The organism is Sporosarcina ureae (assembly GCF_002082015.1).
Classification (GTDB): domain Bacteria; phylum Bacillota; class Bacilli; order Bacillales_A; family Planococcaceae; genus Sporosarcina; species Sporosarcina ureae_A.
In genome coordinates this window covers 1,908,223-1,925,356 of the sequence record NZ_CP015109.1, presented here as the reverse complement: position 1 = coordinate 1,925,356, position 17,134 = coordinate 1,908,223, and the positions used below count along the sequence as shown (strand labels likewise).

15 protein-coding genes are annotated in these 17,134 nt (G+C 39.2%); 9 read left to right on the top strand and 6 right to left on the bottom strand.

The window, feature by feature from the left end; all coding sequences use genetic code 11:
* The first annotated feature begins 155 nt into the window (after positions 1–155).
* The gene (locus tag SporoP17a_RS09535; protein ID WP_083034441.1) at positions 156–1,346 is read left to right on the top strand and encodes a HEPN-associated N-terminal domain-containing protein; all 1,191 of its coding nucleotides are present in this window, start codon (positions 156–158) and stop codon (positions 1,344–1,346) included.
* Between the two features lie 246 nt (positions 1,347–1,592).
* Here the strand turns inward: SporoP17a_RS09535 and SporoP17a_RS09530 are convergent, their stop codons facing one another.
* The gene (locus SporoP17a_RS09530) at positions 1,593–2,444 is read right to left on the bottom strand and encodes a 5'-methylthioadenosine/S-adenosylhomocysteine nucleosidase (RefSeq protein WP_083036009.1); all 852 of its coding nucleotides are present in this window, start codon (positions 2,442–2,444) and stop codon (positions 1,593–1,595) included.
* Positions 2,445–3,013: 569 nt separating this feature from the next.
* On the opposite strand from SporoP17a_RS09530, the gene SporoP17a_RS09525 reads away from it, so the two are divergent.
* Positions 3,014–3,898: a DMT family transporter gene (locus SporoP17a_RS09525; RefSeq protein WP_083034440.1), complete on the top strand. Its 885-nt coding sequence runs from the start codon at positions 3,014–3,016 to the stop codon at positions 3,896–3,898.
* Between the two features lie 256 nt (positions 3,899–4,154).
* Positions 4,155–4,880 carry a 3-ketoacyl-ACP reductase gene (locus tag SporoP17a_RS09520; protein WP_083034439.1) on the top strand — a complete coding sequence of 242 codons (726 nt, stop codon included), beginning with the start codon at positions 4,155–4,157 and terminating at the stop codon, positions 4,878–4,880.
* An 80-nt stretch (positions 4,881–4,960) separates the two neighbouring features.
* Here the strand turns inward: SporoP17a_RS09520 and SporoP17a_RS09515 are convergent, their stop codons facing one another.
* The 4 genes from SporoP17a_RS09515 to SporoP17a_RS09500 form a co-directional block, all read right to left on the bottom strand.
* Positions 4,961–6,685, bottom strand: coding sequence for a glucosaminidase domain-containing protein (locus SporoP17a_RS09515; RefSeq protein ID WP_083034438.1), 1,725 nt, complete (start codon positions 6,683–6,685; stop codon positions 4,961–4,963).
* Positions 6,686–6,888: 203 nt separating this feature from the next.
* A complete protein-coding gene (gene gshAB, locus SporoP17a_RS09510) occupies positions 6,889–9,150 on the bottom strand; it encodes a bifunctional glutamate--cysteine ligase GshA/glutathione synthetase GshB (protein ID WP_083034437.1) in 2,262 nt (753 codons plus the stop codon).
* Between the two features lie 237 nt (positions 9,151–9,387).
* Positions 9,388–10,230 carry an S-formylglutathione hydrolase gene (gene fghA / locus SporoP17a_RS09505; protein WP_083034436.1) on the bottom strand — a complete coding sequence of 281 codons (843 nt, stop codon included), beginning with the start codon at positions 10,228–10,230 and terminating at the stop codon, positions 9,388–9,390.
* Positions 10,231–10,234: 4 nt separating this feature from the next.
* On the bottom strand, positions 10,235–11,353 hold the full coding sequence (locus SporoP17a_RS09500) for an S-(hydroxymethyl)glutathione dehydrogenase/class III alcohol dehydrogenase (protein WP_083034435.1): 1,119 nt from the start codon (positions 11,351–11,353) through the stop codon (positions 10,235–10,237).
* A gap of 125 nt (positions 11,354–11,478) precedes the next feature.
* Between SporoP17a_RS09500 and SporoP17a_RS09495 the strand changes: the two genes are divergently transcribed.
* The 4 genes from SporoP17a_RS09495 (at position 11,479) to SporoP17a_RS09480 (ending at position 14,206) form a co-directional block, all read left to right on the top strand.
* Positions 11,479–11,841, top strand: a complete 363-nt coding sequence (locus SporoP17a_RS09495) for a winged helix-turn-helix transcriptional regulator (protein ID WP_083034434.1) — start codon at positions 11,479–11,481, stop codon at positions 11,839–11,841.
* A gap of 74 nt (positions 11,842–11,915) precedes the next feature.
* Positions 11,916–12,440 carry a YehS family protein gene (locus SporoP17a_RS09490; protein ID WP_083034433.1) on the top strand — a complete coding sequence of 175 codons (525 nt, stop codon included), beginning with the start codon at positions 11,916–11,918 and terminating at the stop codon, positions 12,438–12,440.
* Positions 12,441–12,484: 44 nt separating this feature from the next.
* Positions 12,485–13,168: a peptidylprolyl isomerase gene (locus SporoP17a_RS09485; protein ID WP_083034432.1), complete on the top strand. Its 684-nt coding sequence runs from the start codon at positions 12,485–12,487 to the stop codon at positions 13,166–13,168.
* Between the two features lie 261 nt (positions 13,169–13,429).
* Positions 13,430–14,206 carry a TatD family hydrolase gene (locus SporoP17a_RS09480; protein WP_237262304.1) on the top strand — a complete coding sequence of 259 codons (777 nt, stop codon included), beginning with the start codon at positions 13,430–13,432 and terminating at the stop codon, positions 14,204–14,206.
* A 49-nt stretch (positions 14,207–14,255) separates the two neighbouring features.
* Here the strand turns inward: SporoP17a_RS09480 and SporoP17a_RS09475 are convergent, their stop codons facing one another.
* On the bottom strand, positions 14,256–14,744 hold the full coding sequence (locus SporoP17a_RS09475) for a hypothetical protein (RefSeq protein ID WP_083034431.1): 489 nt from the start codon (positions 14,742–14,744) through the stop codon (positions 14,256–14,258).
* A 336-nt stretch (positions 14,745–15,080) separates the two neighbouring features.
* Here SporoP17a_RS09475 and isdC point away from each other — a divergent pair, with 336 nt between their 5' ends.
* Together isdC and SporoP17a_RS09465 are read left to right on the top strand one after the other, a co-directional pair.
* Entirely contained in the window at positions 15,081–15,719 is a 639-nt protein-coding gene (gene isdC, locus SporoP17a_RS09470) for a heme uptake protein IsdC (protein ID WP_083034430.1), read from the top strand.
* A 2-nt stretch (positions 15,720–15,721) separates the two neighbouring features.
* A complete protein-coding gene (locus SporoP17a_RS09465) occupies positions 15,722–17,131 on the top strand; it encodes an NEAT domain-containing protein (RefSeq protein ID WP_083034429.1) in 1,410 nt (469 codons plus the stop codon).
* Positions 17,132–17,134 lie beyond the last annotated feature (3 nt).

Here is a 17,134-nt window from a genome sequence, read left to right as displayed (position 1 = left end):
CAGTTAAAGTTAAAAGTTTACTGCACTTAGCTGCATAGTGATGAATCTTATCATAAGTGAATGAGGTTTTTTGTAAGAGGTTATAAACGGGTGGAATAAATCCCCTTTATATAGTTAAGATAGTTATAAGATGTTTTAAAGGAGAGTGTTAAACATTGGGTTATCACAAAAATCTTCTGATAAAAGAAAATGAGCTCGGTTTTAGTACGCTTGGAAATAAATTTGTTTGTTCTGAATGTGTTTCAGACATATATATTCAGCGTTATATAGAAGAGAACGCATCTGCTGATAAATGTGATTATTGTGGCGCGGAAGACGAGGATACCTTAGCTGCTGATATTGATTTAATAATGGAGTTTATAATGACAGGTATTAAATATGAGTGGGGAAACCCTGACGATGAAGGGGTAGGCTATGATTCAGGAGAAGGTGGATATCTAGGGGTCGAAATATATGATGGATGGGATTTCACTGAAAATGTCTTATATGGTGAAGTAGGTATAAACCCTGACAGTTTGTTTGAAGATATTAGGAGTGCATTAATGGATACAATGTGGTGTAAAGTTGACCCTTATGGTTCAACGGAAGACGAAGAGCTATTTTACACATGGAACGATTTTTCTGAGCAAGTAAAACATAGCATACGTTATCTATTTTTAAATAGTTCCTATCGTTTAGATGACGAAAAGAAGCGAGCAGTTCCACATGAGATTTTGGATATTATAGCTAGTTTTGTTGAGGAATTAAATCTGCTTAAAAAAGTATCGTCAAGCAAGTTTTTTAGGGCTCGTATATCATCAGAGGGTGAGTTATTTCATAGAGCAAAAGAAATTGGGACACCAGCAAAAGAGTATGCGAAAAGCTCAAATAGAATGAGTCCGGCTGGGATACCGATGTTTTATGGCGCAGACAGCAAAGAAACGGCTTTACTGGAAGTGGAATATAGACCTGGCAAGAATGTAGTAGCGAGTATTGGTGAATTTGTTAATAACGAAAAATTAATATTATTAGATTTAACATCTTTGCCAAGTTTACCTAGTATTTTCGATGAAGATGAGCGTAAAAAACGTTCGGTAGTAAAGTTCTTTTATAATTTTTTAAACGACTTTACAAAGCCAGTAGCAAAAGATGGTAGAGAACATGTGGACTATGTGCCCACACAAATTGTTACAGAATACTTTAGGCATGTCTTTAAATATAATAACACTAATATTAACGGTATTGTTTATCCGAGTTCTCTTAACGAAAAAAAAGCTTATGTTTTGTTCTTTGAAAACTCAGATTGTCATGACCGTCAGTGCAATGTGGGTCTAACCTTAAAAAAGGTCTGCCATTTAAGTGGTTAAATTAAAACCTCATTTTGTTATGATACGGTGAACCGTACCGCAAATATAGGCGAAAAATTTAAATATAAGACTATTGGAATTAAAAAATTACTTTTATTTATTTATTTATTTATTTTTTATCCGGCTTGTACACGTCTAAGATTTTTTGAATACACTGCCTAAGACTCCTGAACGCTAAAAAACTAGAAGAGAAGAGTTTATGGAACAAACTGTTCTTTTCTAGTTTTACTTATGAGTTAGAACTTCTTATTTTAAATTGGAGATATATTTTTTTAGAACAAGATGAACATAGTCTTGATTGGCTGAAGCGGTATCTGGATTATACTGACCGTTATTCGTTTTGTTATTGGAAAGAATGCGTATTCCTAAGAAAGGAACATTGTAACTATCGGAAATTTGTGCTGCAGCAGCACCTTCCATTTCTTCAACGGAAGTACCGTACTTTTCATGGAACCAGTTTATGCGGTCTACTTCGTTATTCCACAGATCAGCGGATCCAATAGTACCTTCAACAACTTTCCCCAGTTCGTATTGGTCTTTAACCGCATTGGCTGCTGCCAATAATTCATCGTCGCCATCAAAGTAGCGAATCTTCTCTGCATCGGGGTCCTCTCCGGCACTGCCTTCAGAAGCCATGAGGTCCATAGGCTTCCATAATGATGGATCCATTCCTTCGTTTTCTTCTGCAGACTCAGTCTTCATCGAACCGATATTGACCGTCCGTTTACCTAAGACTATATCAAATACATGCAAGTTCGGGTCATGTCCGCCTGAAGTTCCTTGATTGATAATCGCGATAGGATTGTACTTTTCAATTGCTAATGCAGTGGCGGCTGCCGTGTTTTCCATCCCTTTACTAGTCTTGGTAACAATTACAGGATAGTCATCGATAGTTCCTTTATAAAAAACAAAGTTTCCTGATTCTTCAACTTCTGCGTCACTTAATTTTTCAGCAAACTTCTCGGCTTCAATAGGCATGGGTCCTTGCACAATGATCGGGCGTTGTTCAGTGTCTGCTGTACTATTAGTAGTGGAGTTACAGCCTGAAACGATCGTTGCTAGAAAAAGCATACATACAATAACCCCAACTAACTTCATGTTCCTCAAAGATGATCCCTCATTCCTTAAATAATTTCATCGAATAGTATTCCTAAGCACACTGCTTTCCCAGATGCGTGATGGATTTCATTAATCCAAACAGTAACGAATAGCTGTTACAGTATGATGATGCTAGAAACCGATTATGTATTAATTGATTCTTATTACTTATTAATATTTTATATGGAAAGTAGTAAAAAGTACTATTACAATGAATACGTTATGATTATAGCAAAGGTTTTTTGTGCTTTCAGTCAATATACGAACATTTATTTAATAAATTTTAATATTGTTCGTTATACAGTGTTATTATACTTCCGTAAATTGTGTAAATATAAAAATATGTTCTAAATGACGAACCATCCATGCAATGTTAATGCTATTAGGATGTAACGAATAACAAAATGCCTATGTAATATGGAAATATTACTGCTACTGCGTTTTAATCTTGTACACATTGCCATCCTATAGGTCAGTGAGTGGGTACTTCCAAACAAAAATATGTACGAAAAGCATAAGTAAGTATAGAATAGGCCAGTTGGCATTTTGTTGTAGGAAGGGTGATAAATTTGTTAAAAGCATATGCTTGGCTGACACTTTGTGTAATGGTATGGGGTAGTAATTTTGTTTTTGGTAAGATGCTAGTCCAGCACTTTTCCCCAGCTCTTCTCACTTCGCTCAGATTATTGTTTATAGTACTTTTTTTGATTGGATTATCTTCATACAGACTGCAAGTGAAACGATTAAATAAATATGATGTATTGGCAGTGATTTTTCTAGGTGTTTTTGGCGTTTTTATTAACCAGTGGTCTTTTTTTGCCGGATTAGAAACAGCTGATCCAACAACTTCTGCATTAATCTTAGCAACTACACCCATTTTAACTGGTGTTTTAGCAGGTGTTTTTTTGAAAGAGAAGTTAACAATTCGTATGTTACTCGGATCTATTGTAGCGATTATAGGTATTTACTTTGTAGTAGCAAAAGGAAATGTATCCTCTTTACATATCGATAAAGGTTTATGGTGGATCGTAGTCACAATGATTACTTTTGCTATGCTAATTATCGTAACGAGACTCCTTTCCAATAGAGTGGATCCACTTGCAATTACATTATATTCAAATGTTGTCGGACTAGTTGTGTCGGTTCCTTTTATTTTTTTACTTGATACGCCGATACGAATGAGTGTAAAGATCTCGGATTGGTCATTTCTGATTATAACTGCCGTTGTGGTACACGGTATCGCCATGTTGATTTGGAATAACAATATTCGATATGTTGATGCTTCAAAGGCGTCTATATTATCTAATTTAGAACCTTTTGTAGCGATGATCATGGGATTAGTCTTGCTGTATAAACCAATAACGGGGGCGGAAATTGTCGGCTCACTGTTTATAGTGGGAGGAGTAGTGCTGTCTACATATCAGCGAAAAAGGCTATCAAGAAGTTTACGTTAGCCACATAGGTAAATTCATGAGCATGTATATGAAGTAGCTGGTTTTCTGGGTTATGGAGTCTAGAGTTACCCTAAAACTACAGAAAACCTCATCCACATCTATAACGGCAGGCCTGATCATAAGTGAGTGAGGTTTAGGGAGAACGAACTTGAATCATTAATCAAAGTCACTATTCAAGCTTTCATTCATGCTAAGGATTTCATCAACGGGTATACTAAAAGAAAAAGCATACAACACTTAAAAGGGGTCTTGTAAAATGGCACAATCATTAACTGGAAAAGTAGCATTTGTTACTGGCGCGGCAAGAGGTATAGGGAAAGCAACGGCACTTCACTTGGCAAAAGAGGGAGTCCATATTGGATTGCTTGCAAGAACAGAGTCTGCTTTAAAAGAAGTAGCGACAGAAATTGAAGGTCATGGCGTAAAAGTCGCTTATGCAACTGCTGATGTTTCATCTAAAGAGCAAGTTGAAGAAGCCATTGCATCATTAACTAATAAATTAGGAACTGCTGATATTTTAATTAACAATGCAGGGATTGCTTCATTTGGTACGGTCTTGGAGATGGACCCAGAAGAGTGGAAGAACATAGTAGATGTCAACTTAATGGGTACATATTATGTGACACGTGCCGTGTTACCGCAATTAATTGAAAAAAATACAGGTGATATCATTAATATTTCATCAACAAATGGTCTAAATGGTGCGGCTACTTCAAGTGCATACAGTGCATCAAAGTTTGCGGTAATTGGCTTTACAGAATCATTAGCACAAGAAGTACGTCGAAATAATATACGCGTTTCGGCTCTAACACCAAGTACTGTAGCGACAGATTTAGCATTAGATCTAAATTTGATTAAAGAAAATGACGACTCTAAATTGATTCAATCGGAAGACATTGCTGAAGTTATTGTAAATCAATTAAAATTAAATCGACGTGTTTATGTGAAAACAGCAAGTTTCATTGCTACTAACCCGTTTTAATTTATTTGCTTGATGAAATCTGAACAGGCCTATCCAGATAAACTGGATAGGCCTGTTTTTTAGATCCACTTACATAGTTATTAATGTGTAGTCACTATGCGAACATTTGGAGTTATTGTATATAAATCTGAACTGTCTTTTGGCAATTCAGAAATAACCCGTAACCAACCATTTGTTTCTGAAGGTGTAGCAGACAGAGTAATCGGCATTTGACCTAGAAGTTTAATCGTCCAATCCAGTTTATACTGGTACGCACGGTTATGGTCTATGAAGGGTCCGGTGCGAATGCTGACGTCTGAACTTGCCGTAAAGCCAAGCTCATGCTTTTGATAGTCTTTGCCACCAAGCTCTTGATCTATGCTATACATATGACCCGCTGCTTTTGCTCCCCAGTAAGGGTCTGAAGCATAGCGTACGTTCATCCCGATCAATGTATTGCCGAGTGCTACGCCATTGTACCGATATTCCCGCATATTCAAGGGATCTAAGTAATTTGTATTTAATTGATTTACTAGTGCCGAGATATTCTCCATGACAGATGCATAGTATTTCTTCGAAGAGGTATCGACATCTTCTGAACAGTGCGCATCATTGTCAGGAACAGTTAGTCCAAATAGATTGTTGTAGTTTTGTGCGTGACAACTCATGCCGTAATCACTTTCATGAATAGCGAGTGATAAAATAAGTAATGCGTTAATACGATACTCTTTTTCAATTAACTTTAATGTAGCCCCCAGATCCTTTAATGGACTTTTCACTGTAGCGTTTCTATATCTGCCACCTGTCAGTTCTTTTGCAGCGAGTTGAGTGTTGATATACGTATCTAACTCTGCAGCACTATAGTTTGTTGGAACACGTGGTGATAGATATTGGAAGTAGGCATGACTTTCACCTGTAATTTCGCCGTCTGCAGTAGTGAAGTTTGCTCCGTCGACACTATAATACTTGACGCCTTCGTTTAGAAACTCGGGCTTTTTACCGACTACATACGCACCGTCGTATTTTCCACTATGATGGTGATAAACGTAATGCCATAAGCCTTGTTGATTCGCTTGATAATAGGATTGTCCTTTCGCTGTAGCAGTTGGAATGAGTGTGACATCTTCGTGTTTGATGTACATGTCTTGTCCACCTATATACACCTTAATGTAGTCTGCTGTAGCGTCTGAATAAGTAAGTTCTGTATCAGTAGCGACACCTGTATATTCATACATTTTCGTAAAGATTGGCTTTTTGTAAATAGACGTGACGGTTTGAGTATTGGTTGCTACAAAGCCAGATGGAATTTTGACATATTGTTCATTTAGCATGATACCTTGACCTTCTTGTAAGCTGGCATTTGCTTTATCAAAAGTAGAGTGGCTTGAGGCAACTGAATATGTTCCATCTTCACGAATATCGACAACAGAATAGACTTCTGTCGTGATCGTGAAAGGTTTTGTAATGGGCTTTTTTAATGTTTTAATCTCATTACCGACTTGTCCTAAGGCATCTGTCGTAATATGTAAAGTATATGTTTGACCAGCTTCGTACCCTGCTTCGGGTGCTTGAACAATTACGACATCATCCTGTACAGATGTTTTAACAGGTTGTTCCTCTTGTTTACTGTTCATCACATAAATAGATTTAGACGTAATACTGGACTCAATAACGGGGAAACTGAACGTAATGATCCATTCTTTGTCAGTCGGCATGTCTGTTGCTTCGTCGGTTAATGCCGCTGCACTTACCGTGGAAAGTGGGGCCAGTATTAGTAGAGTTACGAGTAAACAAAACAAGTGCCATTTTTTTAATAAGAATCTCATTTTCCTCTCTCCTTATAAGTGGTAGTCTCATAGTATTAATCATACACTGAATATAAAGAGAATAGGTAGAAATCCTAGTAACTAGTGCTAAATGAATTGAATTCTATGAAAAATTGATAAATCATAAATCGAAAATAAGAACAGGCCTATTCAGTTTATCTGAATAGGCCTGTTCTTTATGGATTTTATACACACATATGGTCTTATGATAACTCAGGGAACAAATAATGTAGTATATCTGTCGTCAATCGACGTGTTTCGCCTTTATAAGGGTAAATATGCATATACATCGATGGGTTAAAGTTTGCCTCAATGATGCCATAAGCGCCTGGATTTGCTGCTGGGACATCGAGGTCTTCAATAATCAAATCGATCCCGCTAATTTTTGCTCCAAGAGCCGCTACTGCATCTACTGCAATCTTCTTATAATCATCGGAAATCTGATCGGTTACATCAATCGAATCTCCGCCAGTACTGACATTGGAATTCTCCCGCAAGTAGACGATCTCCCCATCTTTAGGAATCGAATCCAGTTGATAACCTTGACCTTTCAGCATAAGAACCTCTAGCTCGCCCAGTTGAATAAGTTCTAATGGCGTGCGGTGGTCTGTACCTCTAAGTGGATCCCGATTCTTTTCTTCAACGAGTTCCTTAATTGTGTGTATGCCATCTCCCATGACGTTTGCAGGCACGCGTAGCATGATGGCAAGTACTTTATCGTGTAATACGAAGAAACGGTACTCTGTGCCATCGAGGAACTCTTCTACTAATACAGACGAGTCTTCGTCGAATGCGAGTGTGATTGCTTTCTCGTAGTCCTCATAACTGGCCCCATCTTTAAAGATAGAAATACCGATTCCGTAGTTCGTTGTTTTAGGCTTCACGACGAAAGGTGTCTTGGCAAACATATCATAGGCACGCAATGCATCTTCAATAGTATTAAACTCGTCACCGCCTGGCACACGATAGCCTTCTTGGTGAAGAATTTTCTTCGTTACCGTTTTATTTTCCATAATCAAAGTAGAGACATACGTATCTTTACTCGTCATGTTACCATTCTTGACAAACTCTACATGGTCACGTAGTTTTAGCTTCAAGAACTGATCTTGTCGATCTAAAATCTCTACTTCGATGCCTTGTTGAAATGCATCAAACATGAGAATCTGCGTAGATAACTCCATATCCGTAAAGCCTGTTAACTCATACGGTTTTTCCCAAAGATTAGCGTAGGTTTCTTTTGCAATTTCTATAGCTACCTGACGTTGACTACTCTTTTGACTTTCCGTATATAGCCTACCAGCTAGAGTCTTCGAAGGATCTTCTAGCATAGCTCTCAAATTGCTAAATAACGTGTCAGAAACAGGGAAGCCTAAATCCTTAGACAACTTTTCCATACCGTCAACTAGCTCGTAAGCTTCTGCTTCAAACGCTGTGCGTGACAATGGATGCTCAAGCGCAACTACATCATTCCGCGCATCGCCGACTTTTCCATACTCATCACTCTCTGGATGTTCATCTTTTTGCAGAAGATACAGAGAGAAAATATGCAAGAATTCCGCTTGTTCATAGCTGATTCCATTCGTTTCAAAAGGATTCAAATCAATATTTCGTAATTCTACATAACGAACGCCCTCGGTCAAAAATTCTTCTACACGTTCGCTTCCGCGTAAGCGCATCGCGGTATAGAATTCCTTTTCTTCCACAAGCAATCCTTTATTTACGACACAGGATAGATCTTCAATATATTTCTCTATTGAGCTGAATGAAACTTTTACCTCATCGTGATTTACATAGCCAAATCTGCTACTCCGTATACTTCTAACCGGTTCATTAGGCTGATCATCACAGCCGTAGAAGTTCTCGTCACTAGTAGGGGAGGCACCATAAAAGTACGTCACAAGCCAGCGATAGTATAAGTAATTCCTTGTGAGCTTTAAGTATATATTGGTTTTGAAATGCTTATAGTTATCGATCTCCGACTGTAAATCAAACAGTTTTTTGAGCAATTCATCACCAAATTCAAAGTTAAAATGGATCCCGCATATCATTTGTTTCCGACGACCGTATGAAGTAGATAAAGAGCGTCGATAGAGAACGTTCTCAAAGTTCTCCAATTTTGCAATTACGATATCTTCCTCTTTTTCTGGAAGTGCAGGCGGCATACTTAACGGCCATAACATTTCCCCTTTGCCCATGGAGCGGTATGCCACATCATGGATAGCCGACAGATAATCAAATAATTCGTCCCGTGTGTTCAGGACAGGTGTGATCAATTCCATTTGTGTTTCCGAGAAGTCGCGCTGAATATACGGGTGTTCATCTGCCATTCCAATGCTTGCAGGATGATCTGTCGTCGCTAAATTTCCCACAAGATCCACGCGTTGGCCTTCTTTTTCAATACCATACCGAGCTTTCAGAACATATGGCTTTACACGTTCATCGGCTAACATTTTCTTTAGATCCATCGTAACTGTCCCTCCTATGTAAAAAATCAATTCGTTCCTTCTATTTTAGTTCATATACTCTAAAAAACAAAAACATCCACATTATAAGCAATGTGGACATTTGGAATGTAGGTAAATAAAGTAGAGATATGCACTGTTGAAAGGTGCTACAGGGAGACGCATTCCTATGGGTATGGCCCAAACCATGTCTATAGGAACGGAAATCCCATGCAGTATCCTACTTCAACTATCTAATATTTACTTAAGTGACTCTAAGTTCTGCACGTGAAAATCAAAGTGTTCCTCTAAGAAAGAAGAGATGAAGAAATAGCTATGGTCATAGCCGTCTACTTTGTTATATTCCACTGCTTGATTATGCTGCTTTGCATTCTCAAGGAATGGCTTCTCATTCAACTGCTCGGGATAAAAGCCATCTGCAGTGCCTTGCGTAATGAGGATGGGTGGAATACCTGCTTTCTTCACTAGCTCAGCAGTATCCCACTCTTTCCATGCTGCTTTGTCTTCACCTAAGTACGTCGTAAATGCTTTGATTCCCCAAGGAACATCACTCGGACTTGAAATCGGTGAGAACGCGGAAATCGCTTTGAAACGATTTGCATTCTTCATTCCGATCATCAATGCACCATAACCACCCATAGAGTGCCCCATGATACTTTCGTTACCTGAGAAATTAGGTACTAGAGAAGCCGCAATTTCACTAAGCTCCTGCGTAATATACGAATACATTTGATAATGCGTTGCCCATGGTTCTTCGGTTGCGTTTAGATAAAAGCTCGCACCTTGTCCAAGATCAAATGCCTCATCGTTCGCTACATCTTCTCCGCGTGGTGATGTATCGGGAATAATCACTGCCGCTTGATGTTTTTCAGCTACTCTTTGAAAGCCGCTCTTTTGACTGAAGTTATCATCCGTACAGGTTAATCCCGATAAAAACCAAATAAGCGGTATTTCTTTTTGTTCTTTATTTGACGGTAAGAAGATACTAAATGTCATATCACATTTGAGGACTTCTGAATAATGGTTATACTTGTTTTGTTCCCCACCAAAAGATCGTCTTTGCTCAATGCGTTCTACATTCATGATCTCACTCTCCATATGTTAGTATTGTACGAATTGATTCACCTTTATGCAGTAAATCAAATGCTTCGTTGATATCTGTGAAGTTTAGTTGGTGTGTAATGAATGAATCTAAATCAATTTCACCATCCATGTAATCATCAATCATCCCAGGTAATTCTGTTCTACCTTTCACTCCGCCAAACGCAGAACCGCGCCATACGCGACCTGTAACTAGTTGGAATGGACGGGTATGAATCTCTTTACCAGCAGCCGCAACGCCAATGATGACACTCTCGCCCCAACCTTTATGGCAGCATTCAAGAGCAGCTTTCATGACTTCGACATTACCAATACATTCAAAACTGTAGTCTACTCCGCCATCCGTCATGTCTACGATGACTTCTTGAATTGGCTTATCGAATGTAGAAGGGTTGATGACATCTGTTGCGCCCATCTTCTTCGCCAGTTCAAATTTATCTTCATTGAGATCAATAGCGATGATACGGCCCGCTTTTGCTTGCTTTAGTCCTTGAATAACGGCTAAACCAATAGCTCCTAGACCGAAGACTGCCGTGACAGCACCTTCTTCTACTTTCGCCGTCTTATGAACAGCTCCAATACCCGTAGTGACGCCACATCCGAATAGACAAACTTTATCAAGTGGTACGTTTTGGTCTTCTACTTTAACTAGGGAAATCTCAGACACGACAGTATATTCACTGAATGTACTAGTTCCCATGTAGTGGTAGATGGGTTCGCCATTGTATGAGAAGCGAGTAGTACCGTCAGGCATTAATCCTTTACCTTGTGTTTCGCGAATTGCGCCACATAGGTTAGTTTTACCGGATAGACAGAATTTACATTTCCCACATTCAGGTGTATAAAGTGGAATTACGTGATCACCAGGCTTAACAGAAGTGACTCCTTCACCTACTGAAACTACGACGCCAGCACCTTCATGACCTAAAACGGCAGGAAATACTCCTTCTGCGTCATCACCCGATAATGTATATGCGTCTGTGTGACAGACAGAAGTGTAAAGAATTTTGACTAATACCTCATGAGCTTTTGGCTCTTCTACATCAATTTCTACAATTTTAAGTGGTTCTCCAGGTTTGAATGCTACAGCTGCTCTACTTTTCAAATGAAGCCCTTCTTTCTTTTGCTTTATTGTGTTTACATTTCTATCATTACATATTATAATTCACCATGCAATACTGACTCTTTTGTCACTATGGCCATGAATAATATGGAAAGAAGTGAGGAAATATGATTATTCAGTATAAAGATAAACAGTACTTCACAAGCAAGGATTTAGCTTTGTCTGTCATAGGAGGACGTTGGAAAATCGCAATTATCTGGTGCTTACTACACGAGTCACCATTAAGATTAAGTGAGATGCAGAAAAAACTTCCTGATGCCAATCAACGTATGTTGATTAGACAATTACGTGAATTGGAAGAAGATAAAATCATTACGCGCTACGTCTATCCCGTTGTGCCGCCAAAAGTAGAGTATCAATTAAGTGAAGTTGGTTTATTATTAGAACCAGTCGTTACGTCAATATGTGATTTTGGTGATCAGTTTATGCAAACGATTGAAAATGAGGTAGATTCAACTTCAATCGATTAAATGAAGACAAATTATGACGAATCAGGCTATACTAAGAGGCACAGCTTTAGGCTAGAGAGGGTACAGGTGATGATATGAATAACAATGATATTTTAAGCAGATTACGCTATGCACTGGATCTAAAAGATTCGGCAGTTGTAGAAATGTTTGCGTTAGGCGGACTGAAGACAAACAGAGCAGAAGTTAAAGAAATGCTGACGAAAATGAATGAGGATAGCACGGATGAAATGCAGATGAATGAATATGCAAAAGAAATTGACAATATGACGCTGGAGTCATTCTTAAATGGCTTGATTAGCTCCAAAAGAGGGGTGCCGGAGAATGCCAGTAACGCTCCGCAACCATTCCTTATGTCAGAGGAAGGTCATCGAAATGTCAATAATATTTTGCTGAAGAAAGTTAAAATTGCATTATCTCTTACAAGTGAAGATATGCTCGATATTTTGGAAAGTGCGGGAGTAACCATTTCTAAAAGCGAATTGAGTGCTGTTCTTCGTAAAGAAGGCCATCGAAATTATAAACCGTGTGGCGATCGATATGCACGTAACTTCTTAAAAGGATTGGCTCTTCGTTATCGCGGCCAGGAGACCGGAGAGTAATCGTATATAATGATGGATAAAAAGGTAAGGAGTGTTGGAAATATATGTTCAAACGTAATAAAGCATGGTATTTCCTACTAAGTGTAATGGCGTTGGCTATTCTTTTAGTGGGGTGTGGAAAAGAGACTGAAGAAAAATCAATGGAAACACCGAAAGAAGAGTCTGCAGAACAACCTAAAGAAGCAGCGGTGGATTACTCGGCAGACGTGAAAGAGAACCCTATCGTGACGATCACGATGGAAAACGATGAACAGATTGTCTTAGAATTAGAACCGACTGTTGCACCGAATACAGTAGCGAACTTCATTTCTTTAATTGAAGACGGCTATTACGATGGCCTGGTTTTCCATCGCGTGATTCCAGGCTTTATGATTCAAGGCGGGGACCCATCCGGTGACGGCTCAGGTGGACCGGGATACGCAATTGATGGAGAGTTCACTTCAAACGGATTTGAAAATAATATGAAACATGAGCGCGGTGTCATTTCGACTGCACGGACGCAAGACCCGAACTCCGCAGGGTCTCAATTCTTTATCATGACAGACGATAACACTTCGCTTGACGGTGAGTATGCGGCTTTCGGTAAGGTAACGGAAGGCATGGAGACAGTGGATGCGATCGTAGCTACTGAAACAGACGCTATGGACAAGCCTCTTGAAGAGCAGAAAATGAAGACAGTTGAAGTAGATACAAAAGGCTTCGACTACCCTGAACCAACTACACATTAATTATCGCAAAACGCAGTAGGCTATAGAGCTTGCTGCGTTTTGATATAAAAAGTTCGTTTATTTCCCATGCAATACATAATCCAACATAGCTACAGGGAAAATACAAAATACTACGTATCACCAAATGAAAATAAGGGCCGTCATGTTGTTTCACTTTTTTGTAAGAGAGAGTAGTATGATGCTTAGATTATAGTATAAGTTCATTTACGGATAGACGTTTCACGTGAAACATAGCAGATTAGGAGAAGCGAGTGATCACTTTTGAGCCGACAGATAATAGATGCACATATTCACTTAGATATGTACAAAGAGGAAGATCAGATTCAAATTTTGAACGAATTAGAAGAGAATGATGTGACTGCAATAGTGGCGGTATCAAATGATTATACATCGTCCGTTAAGCAAATAGAATTTGCCAAAACAGATAGTCGAATCAAACCTGCTATAGGTTATCATCCCGAACAAGCTCTACCGAGTGAAAGTGAGCTTTCAGCTATTCTTCGATTGATCGATGACCATGCAGAGGGTCTCACGGCAATTGGAGAAGTAGGATTACCCTATTACTCGAGGCAAGAGCAACCTGGCTTAGATGTGGGGCTGTATAAAGACGTGTTAGAACGCTTTGTTCAGAAGGCGGAAAAATATAACTTGCCAATTGTATTACATACCGTGTATGAAGATGCGGAAATAGTCTGTGATATGTTGGAGCAGTATTCCATCTCGAAAGCACACTTTCACTGGTTTAAAGGGAGCGATCAAATCTTGCGGCGAATTGTTTCAAACGGTTATATGATTTCTGTGACCCCGGAAGTTACGTATCGAGAAAAGATTCAACACATAGTTAAACAAGTTCCGTTAACTCAGTTAATGGTAGAGACGGATGGACCGTGGCCGTTTGAACATTCTTTTAAAGGAAAATTAACACATCCCGCCATGTTGCATGAAAGTGTTCGCAGTATAGCCAAAATTAAGGATGTAACTGTTGATGAGGCGTATAGAGAAATCTACAAGACGTCACAACGGTTCTTTTGCTTATAAAACAGAGACACGCTTCAAGTAGCGTGTCTCTGTTTTATAAGTGCGAAAGTCATGAACAAATGACAATAATTTTATGCGGTGTAGTTTGCGGTGGGATGCTTTTTGTAGTTGCACCATATAAAACTATCAAATTCCGCTCAGCTATATTCCCTGTGAAATACTGGCCATTCGTCAAAAGTATTTCAGTTTGTGGAGACAGATTAAGCTGGAGCGTTCCATCACTACTCTGCAGGCGACGGTTGAAGTAGTCGACTTTGACATTTTCATGCCTAGAATCTTTGGACATAACTACCGCTCTAAATTGAGGGGGATAAATCATAGGCGTGGCAGCATCGGCATCATAAAATCCTGTAACGTGATCTCCTACGCGAACCTTTACGTGATGAACGAAATAAGTCGTCGGCTCTACTACAAAGTTGACGACATTACCTTGGCCATTGTCCACTGTCATCAATAGGTAGCAACCCGCATCATTATTTTGCCCCGTATAAAAATCATTTATTACCATGACGACACCACTAAAAGACTGAAGATTCATCGTAATACCCCTTTCGTCCATAAATCATATCTATCTAGACTATGCCCGGCTTTCAACTTAGTGACTAATGATAAAAATCTATAGGTCACACTGAGATAAATTTCCAAAGTCAATTGACTTTACCAGTGAAACAGGATATATTAAATGATAATAATTCTCATTTATTTGTTATGAACGTCACACGTTTGTCATAATCTACTAGATGGTAAGTTGCTAAGATTCATGTATGGAGCAATTTATGAGATAATTTAGAAGTGGAAATGTATCCAATGGCTGGAAACCAATCAGTGGATTTATGTAGCATGAAATTAAACAAGTGAAGGGGGTTATGTCCAAGTGAAAAAAACATTCTCATACTTTTTAGTTGTAAGTTTTTTCGTGCTGACAATAGGTCTGCCACAAGCATCCGCTAAAATAGCAGACGGTACCCAGCAGTTAAATTATCAAATTAATCAGCCGGACAGCACTAACGCATCTATTGCGAATGATTATTTCCAAAAACCGGCACTCGTGACAGTAACGAATGGTTCTGCCGTTGTACAGCTTACGCTAAAGAACAGTTCGTGGATTACGAAGTTCGAGCCAGCAGGCGGAGCAGAAGTAGTCAATGAAGACCTGAAGGCCGATACACGTGTTGTAGAATTTAGCGTAAGTGATATTTCAAAGCCAGTGAAGATCCCAATGAAAGTGGACGTAGAGCATATCAATTACCATCATGAGTATACAGTGGATTTGGTTTTTGAGGACAAGAGTGCCGTGACACCACCGGCAGTAAAACCACCTGCGACTACTACACCACCTAGTACTAATACGAACACTAGTACCAGTACGGTGACAAAGAAACCAACTAGTCAAGTACCAGTGAAGAATCCACAAACTAGTGATACAACGCCATACCTATTAATCTTCGTATTGGCGGGTTCTGCATTTTTATTGTATAAAACTACATTCCGAAGAAAACAGGGGGAACACTAATTATGACGAAAAAAACATCATCTCGCGCGACGAAAGTAGTGCTTGCTTCATTGCTGGCAGCTTCCATCGCTATTCCAACAGCAGCATCCGCTAACCCGATTAGCACAAGCAACCAAGCAACGTCTGTTTTGACGCAAGCGGTGGCAGTGGATCAAGTAATTGATTTGAATATATACAAGTCTGGAACCACGACACCTGAGCCAGCAATTAGCGGACACCTTGTACCACAAGGGACGTTAGTAGAAAAAGATGGAGTGTCATATGCGAAAGTAACAGTTGCTGCTAAATCTGCACCAATGATTGCAGGTCTTCAAACGAAACAAGGAGAAGAGTTTGCTAATGCAACGGAAGTTAAAAATGCTGACGGCACAACTACTTATACTTTCCCGGTAGAAGCGGATAAAGTATATTCAAGCAAAATTCATGTAGTGGTGCCTGCCCACAAAATGGACAAGTGGTATCCATTTGACTTGAAAGCAACAGTGGCTAAAGCAGATGCAGAAGTGGTAAGTGATGTAAATGTAACAGTATATAAAGATGGAACTTCGGAAGAGTCCATTATGAATGATTATATGTCGCCAGTTGCATCCGTAAAGAAAGTAAAGGACGGCAACGAAGTAACAGTAACATTCCCTAAAGGTGGCTATATCCACGGCTTCAAAATCGCTGGTAAGGAAGTTCCTATAGCAACAGATGACAAATCGACAGGCGTACGCACATACACATTTAAGGTAGCAGATCTAACAAAGTTAGTGAATGCAGATCTTCATGTCATTGTAAATGAAGGACCTATCCAATACGATTCAAACCACAAAGTGCAAATCGGCCTTGATGGTGTAAAACCAACTGTAAACCCGTTCAAAGACATCGCTAAAGATGGTAATAAAGAAGCGATTCTTGCTCTTTATAGCAAAGGCATTGTCAAAGGTGCGGACAAGTTCAATCCACGTAATAACATCACACGTTCACAGTTCGCATTGATGGTTGCACGTGCATTAAACCTAGAATCCACTAAGGACGTTGGATTTAAAGATTTAGACAAAATCACGGATCAAGAACGCCTAAGCGCAATCAATGCTCTTGCAGAAGCAGGTATTGTACAAACGAATGAAAAGTTCAATCCGAACCATACATTGACTCGTCAGCAAGGCGCATTAATGCTATACCGTGCAATTCAATTTGCAGAAGGTAAAGAAATCAAAAAAGGGGATACCACTCTTCCTTTCTATGCAGATGGAAAAGTCATTACAGATCCTGAAGCAAAACAAGCATTTGCATTGTTGTATGCAGAGGAAATTATGACAGGTGCTCCTCAGCCAAACGGTAAAGTATTGATCAGCTCAGGCAGTTCATTACAACGTACACAAATGGCTAAAATTTTATATGGTTCATTAGAATTCATGAATAAATAAGAA

Coding starts and splice junctions, on each gene's coding strand:
- SporoP17a_RS09485 (WP_083034432.1), top strand. CDS start 12,485: ATGTTCAAACGTAATAAAGCATGGTATTTCCTACTAAGTGTAATGGCG.
- SporoP17a_RS09465 (WP_083034429.1), top strand. CDS start 15,722: ATGACGAAAAAAACATCATCTCGCGCGACGAAAGTAGTGCTTGCTTCA.
- gshAB (WP_083034437.1), bottom strand. CDS start 9,150: ATGGATCTAAAGAAAATGTTAGCCGATGAACGTGTAAAGCCATATGTT.
- SporoP17a_RS09520 (WP_083034439.1), top strand. CDS start 4,155: ATGGCACAATCATTAACTGGAAAAGTAGCATTTGTTACTGGCGCGGCA.
- SporoP17a_RS09530 (WP_083036009.1), bottom strand. CDS start 2,444: ATGAAGTTAGTTGGGGTTATTGTATGTATGCTTTTTCTAGCAACGATC.
- SporoP17a_RS09515 (WP_083034438.1), bottom strand. CDS start 6,685: ATGAGATTCTTATTAAAAAAATGGCACTTGTTTTGTTTACTCGTAACT.
- SporoP17a_RS09475 (WP_083034431.1), bottom strand. CDS start 14,744: ATGAATCTTCAGTCTTTTAGTGGTGTCGTCATGGTAATAAATGATTTT.
- SporoP17a_RS09490 (WP_083034433.1), top strand. CDS start 11,916: ATGAATAACAATGATATTTTAAGCAGATTACGCTATGCACTGGATCTA.
- SporoP17a_RS09495 (WP_083034434.1), top strand. CDS start 11,479: ATGATTATTCAGTATAAAGATAAACAGTACTTCACAAGCAAGGATTTA.
- fghA (WP_083034436.1), bottom strand. CDS start 10,230: ATGAATGTAGAACGCATTGAGCAAAGACGATCTTTTGGTGGGGAACAA.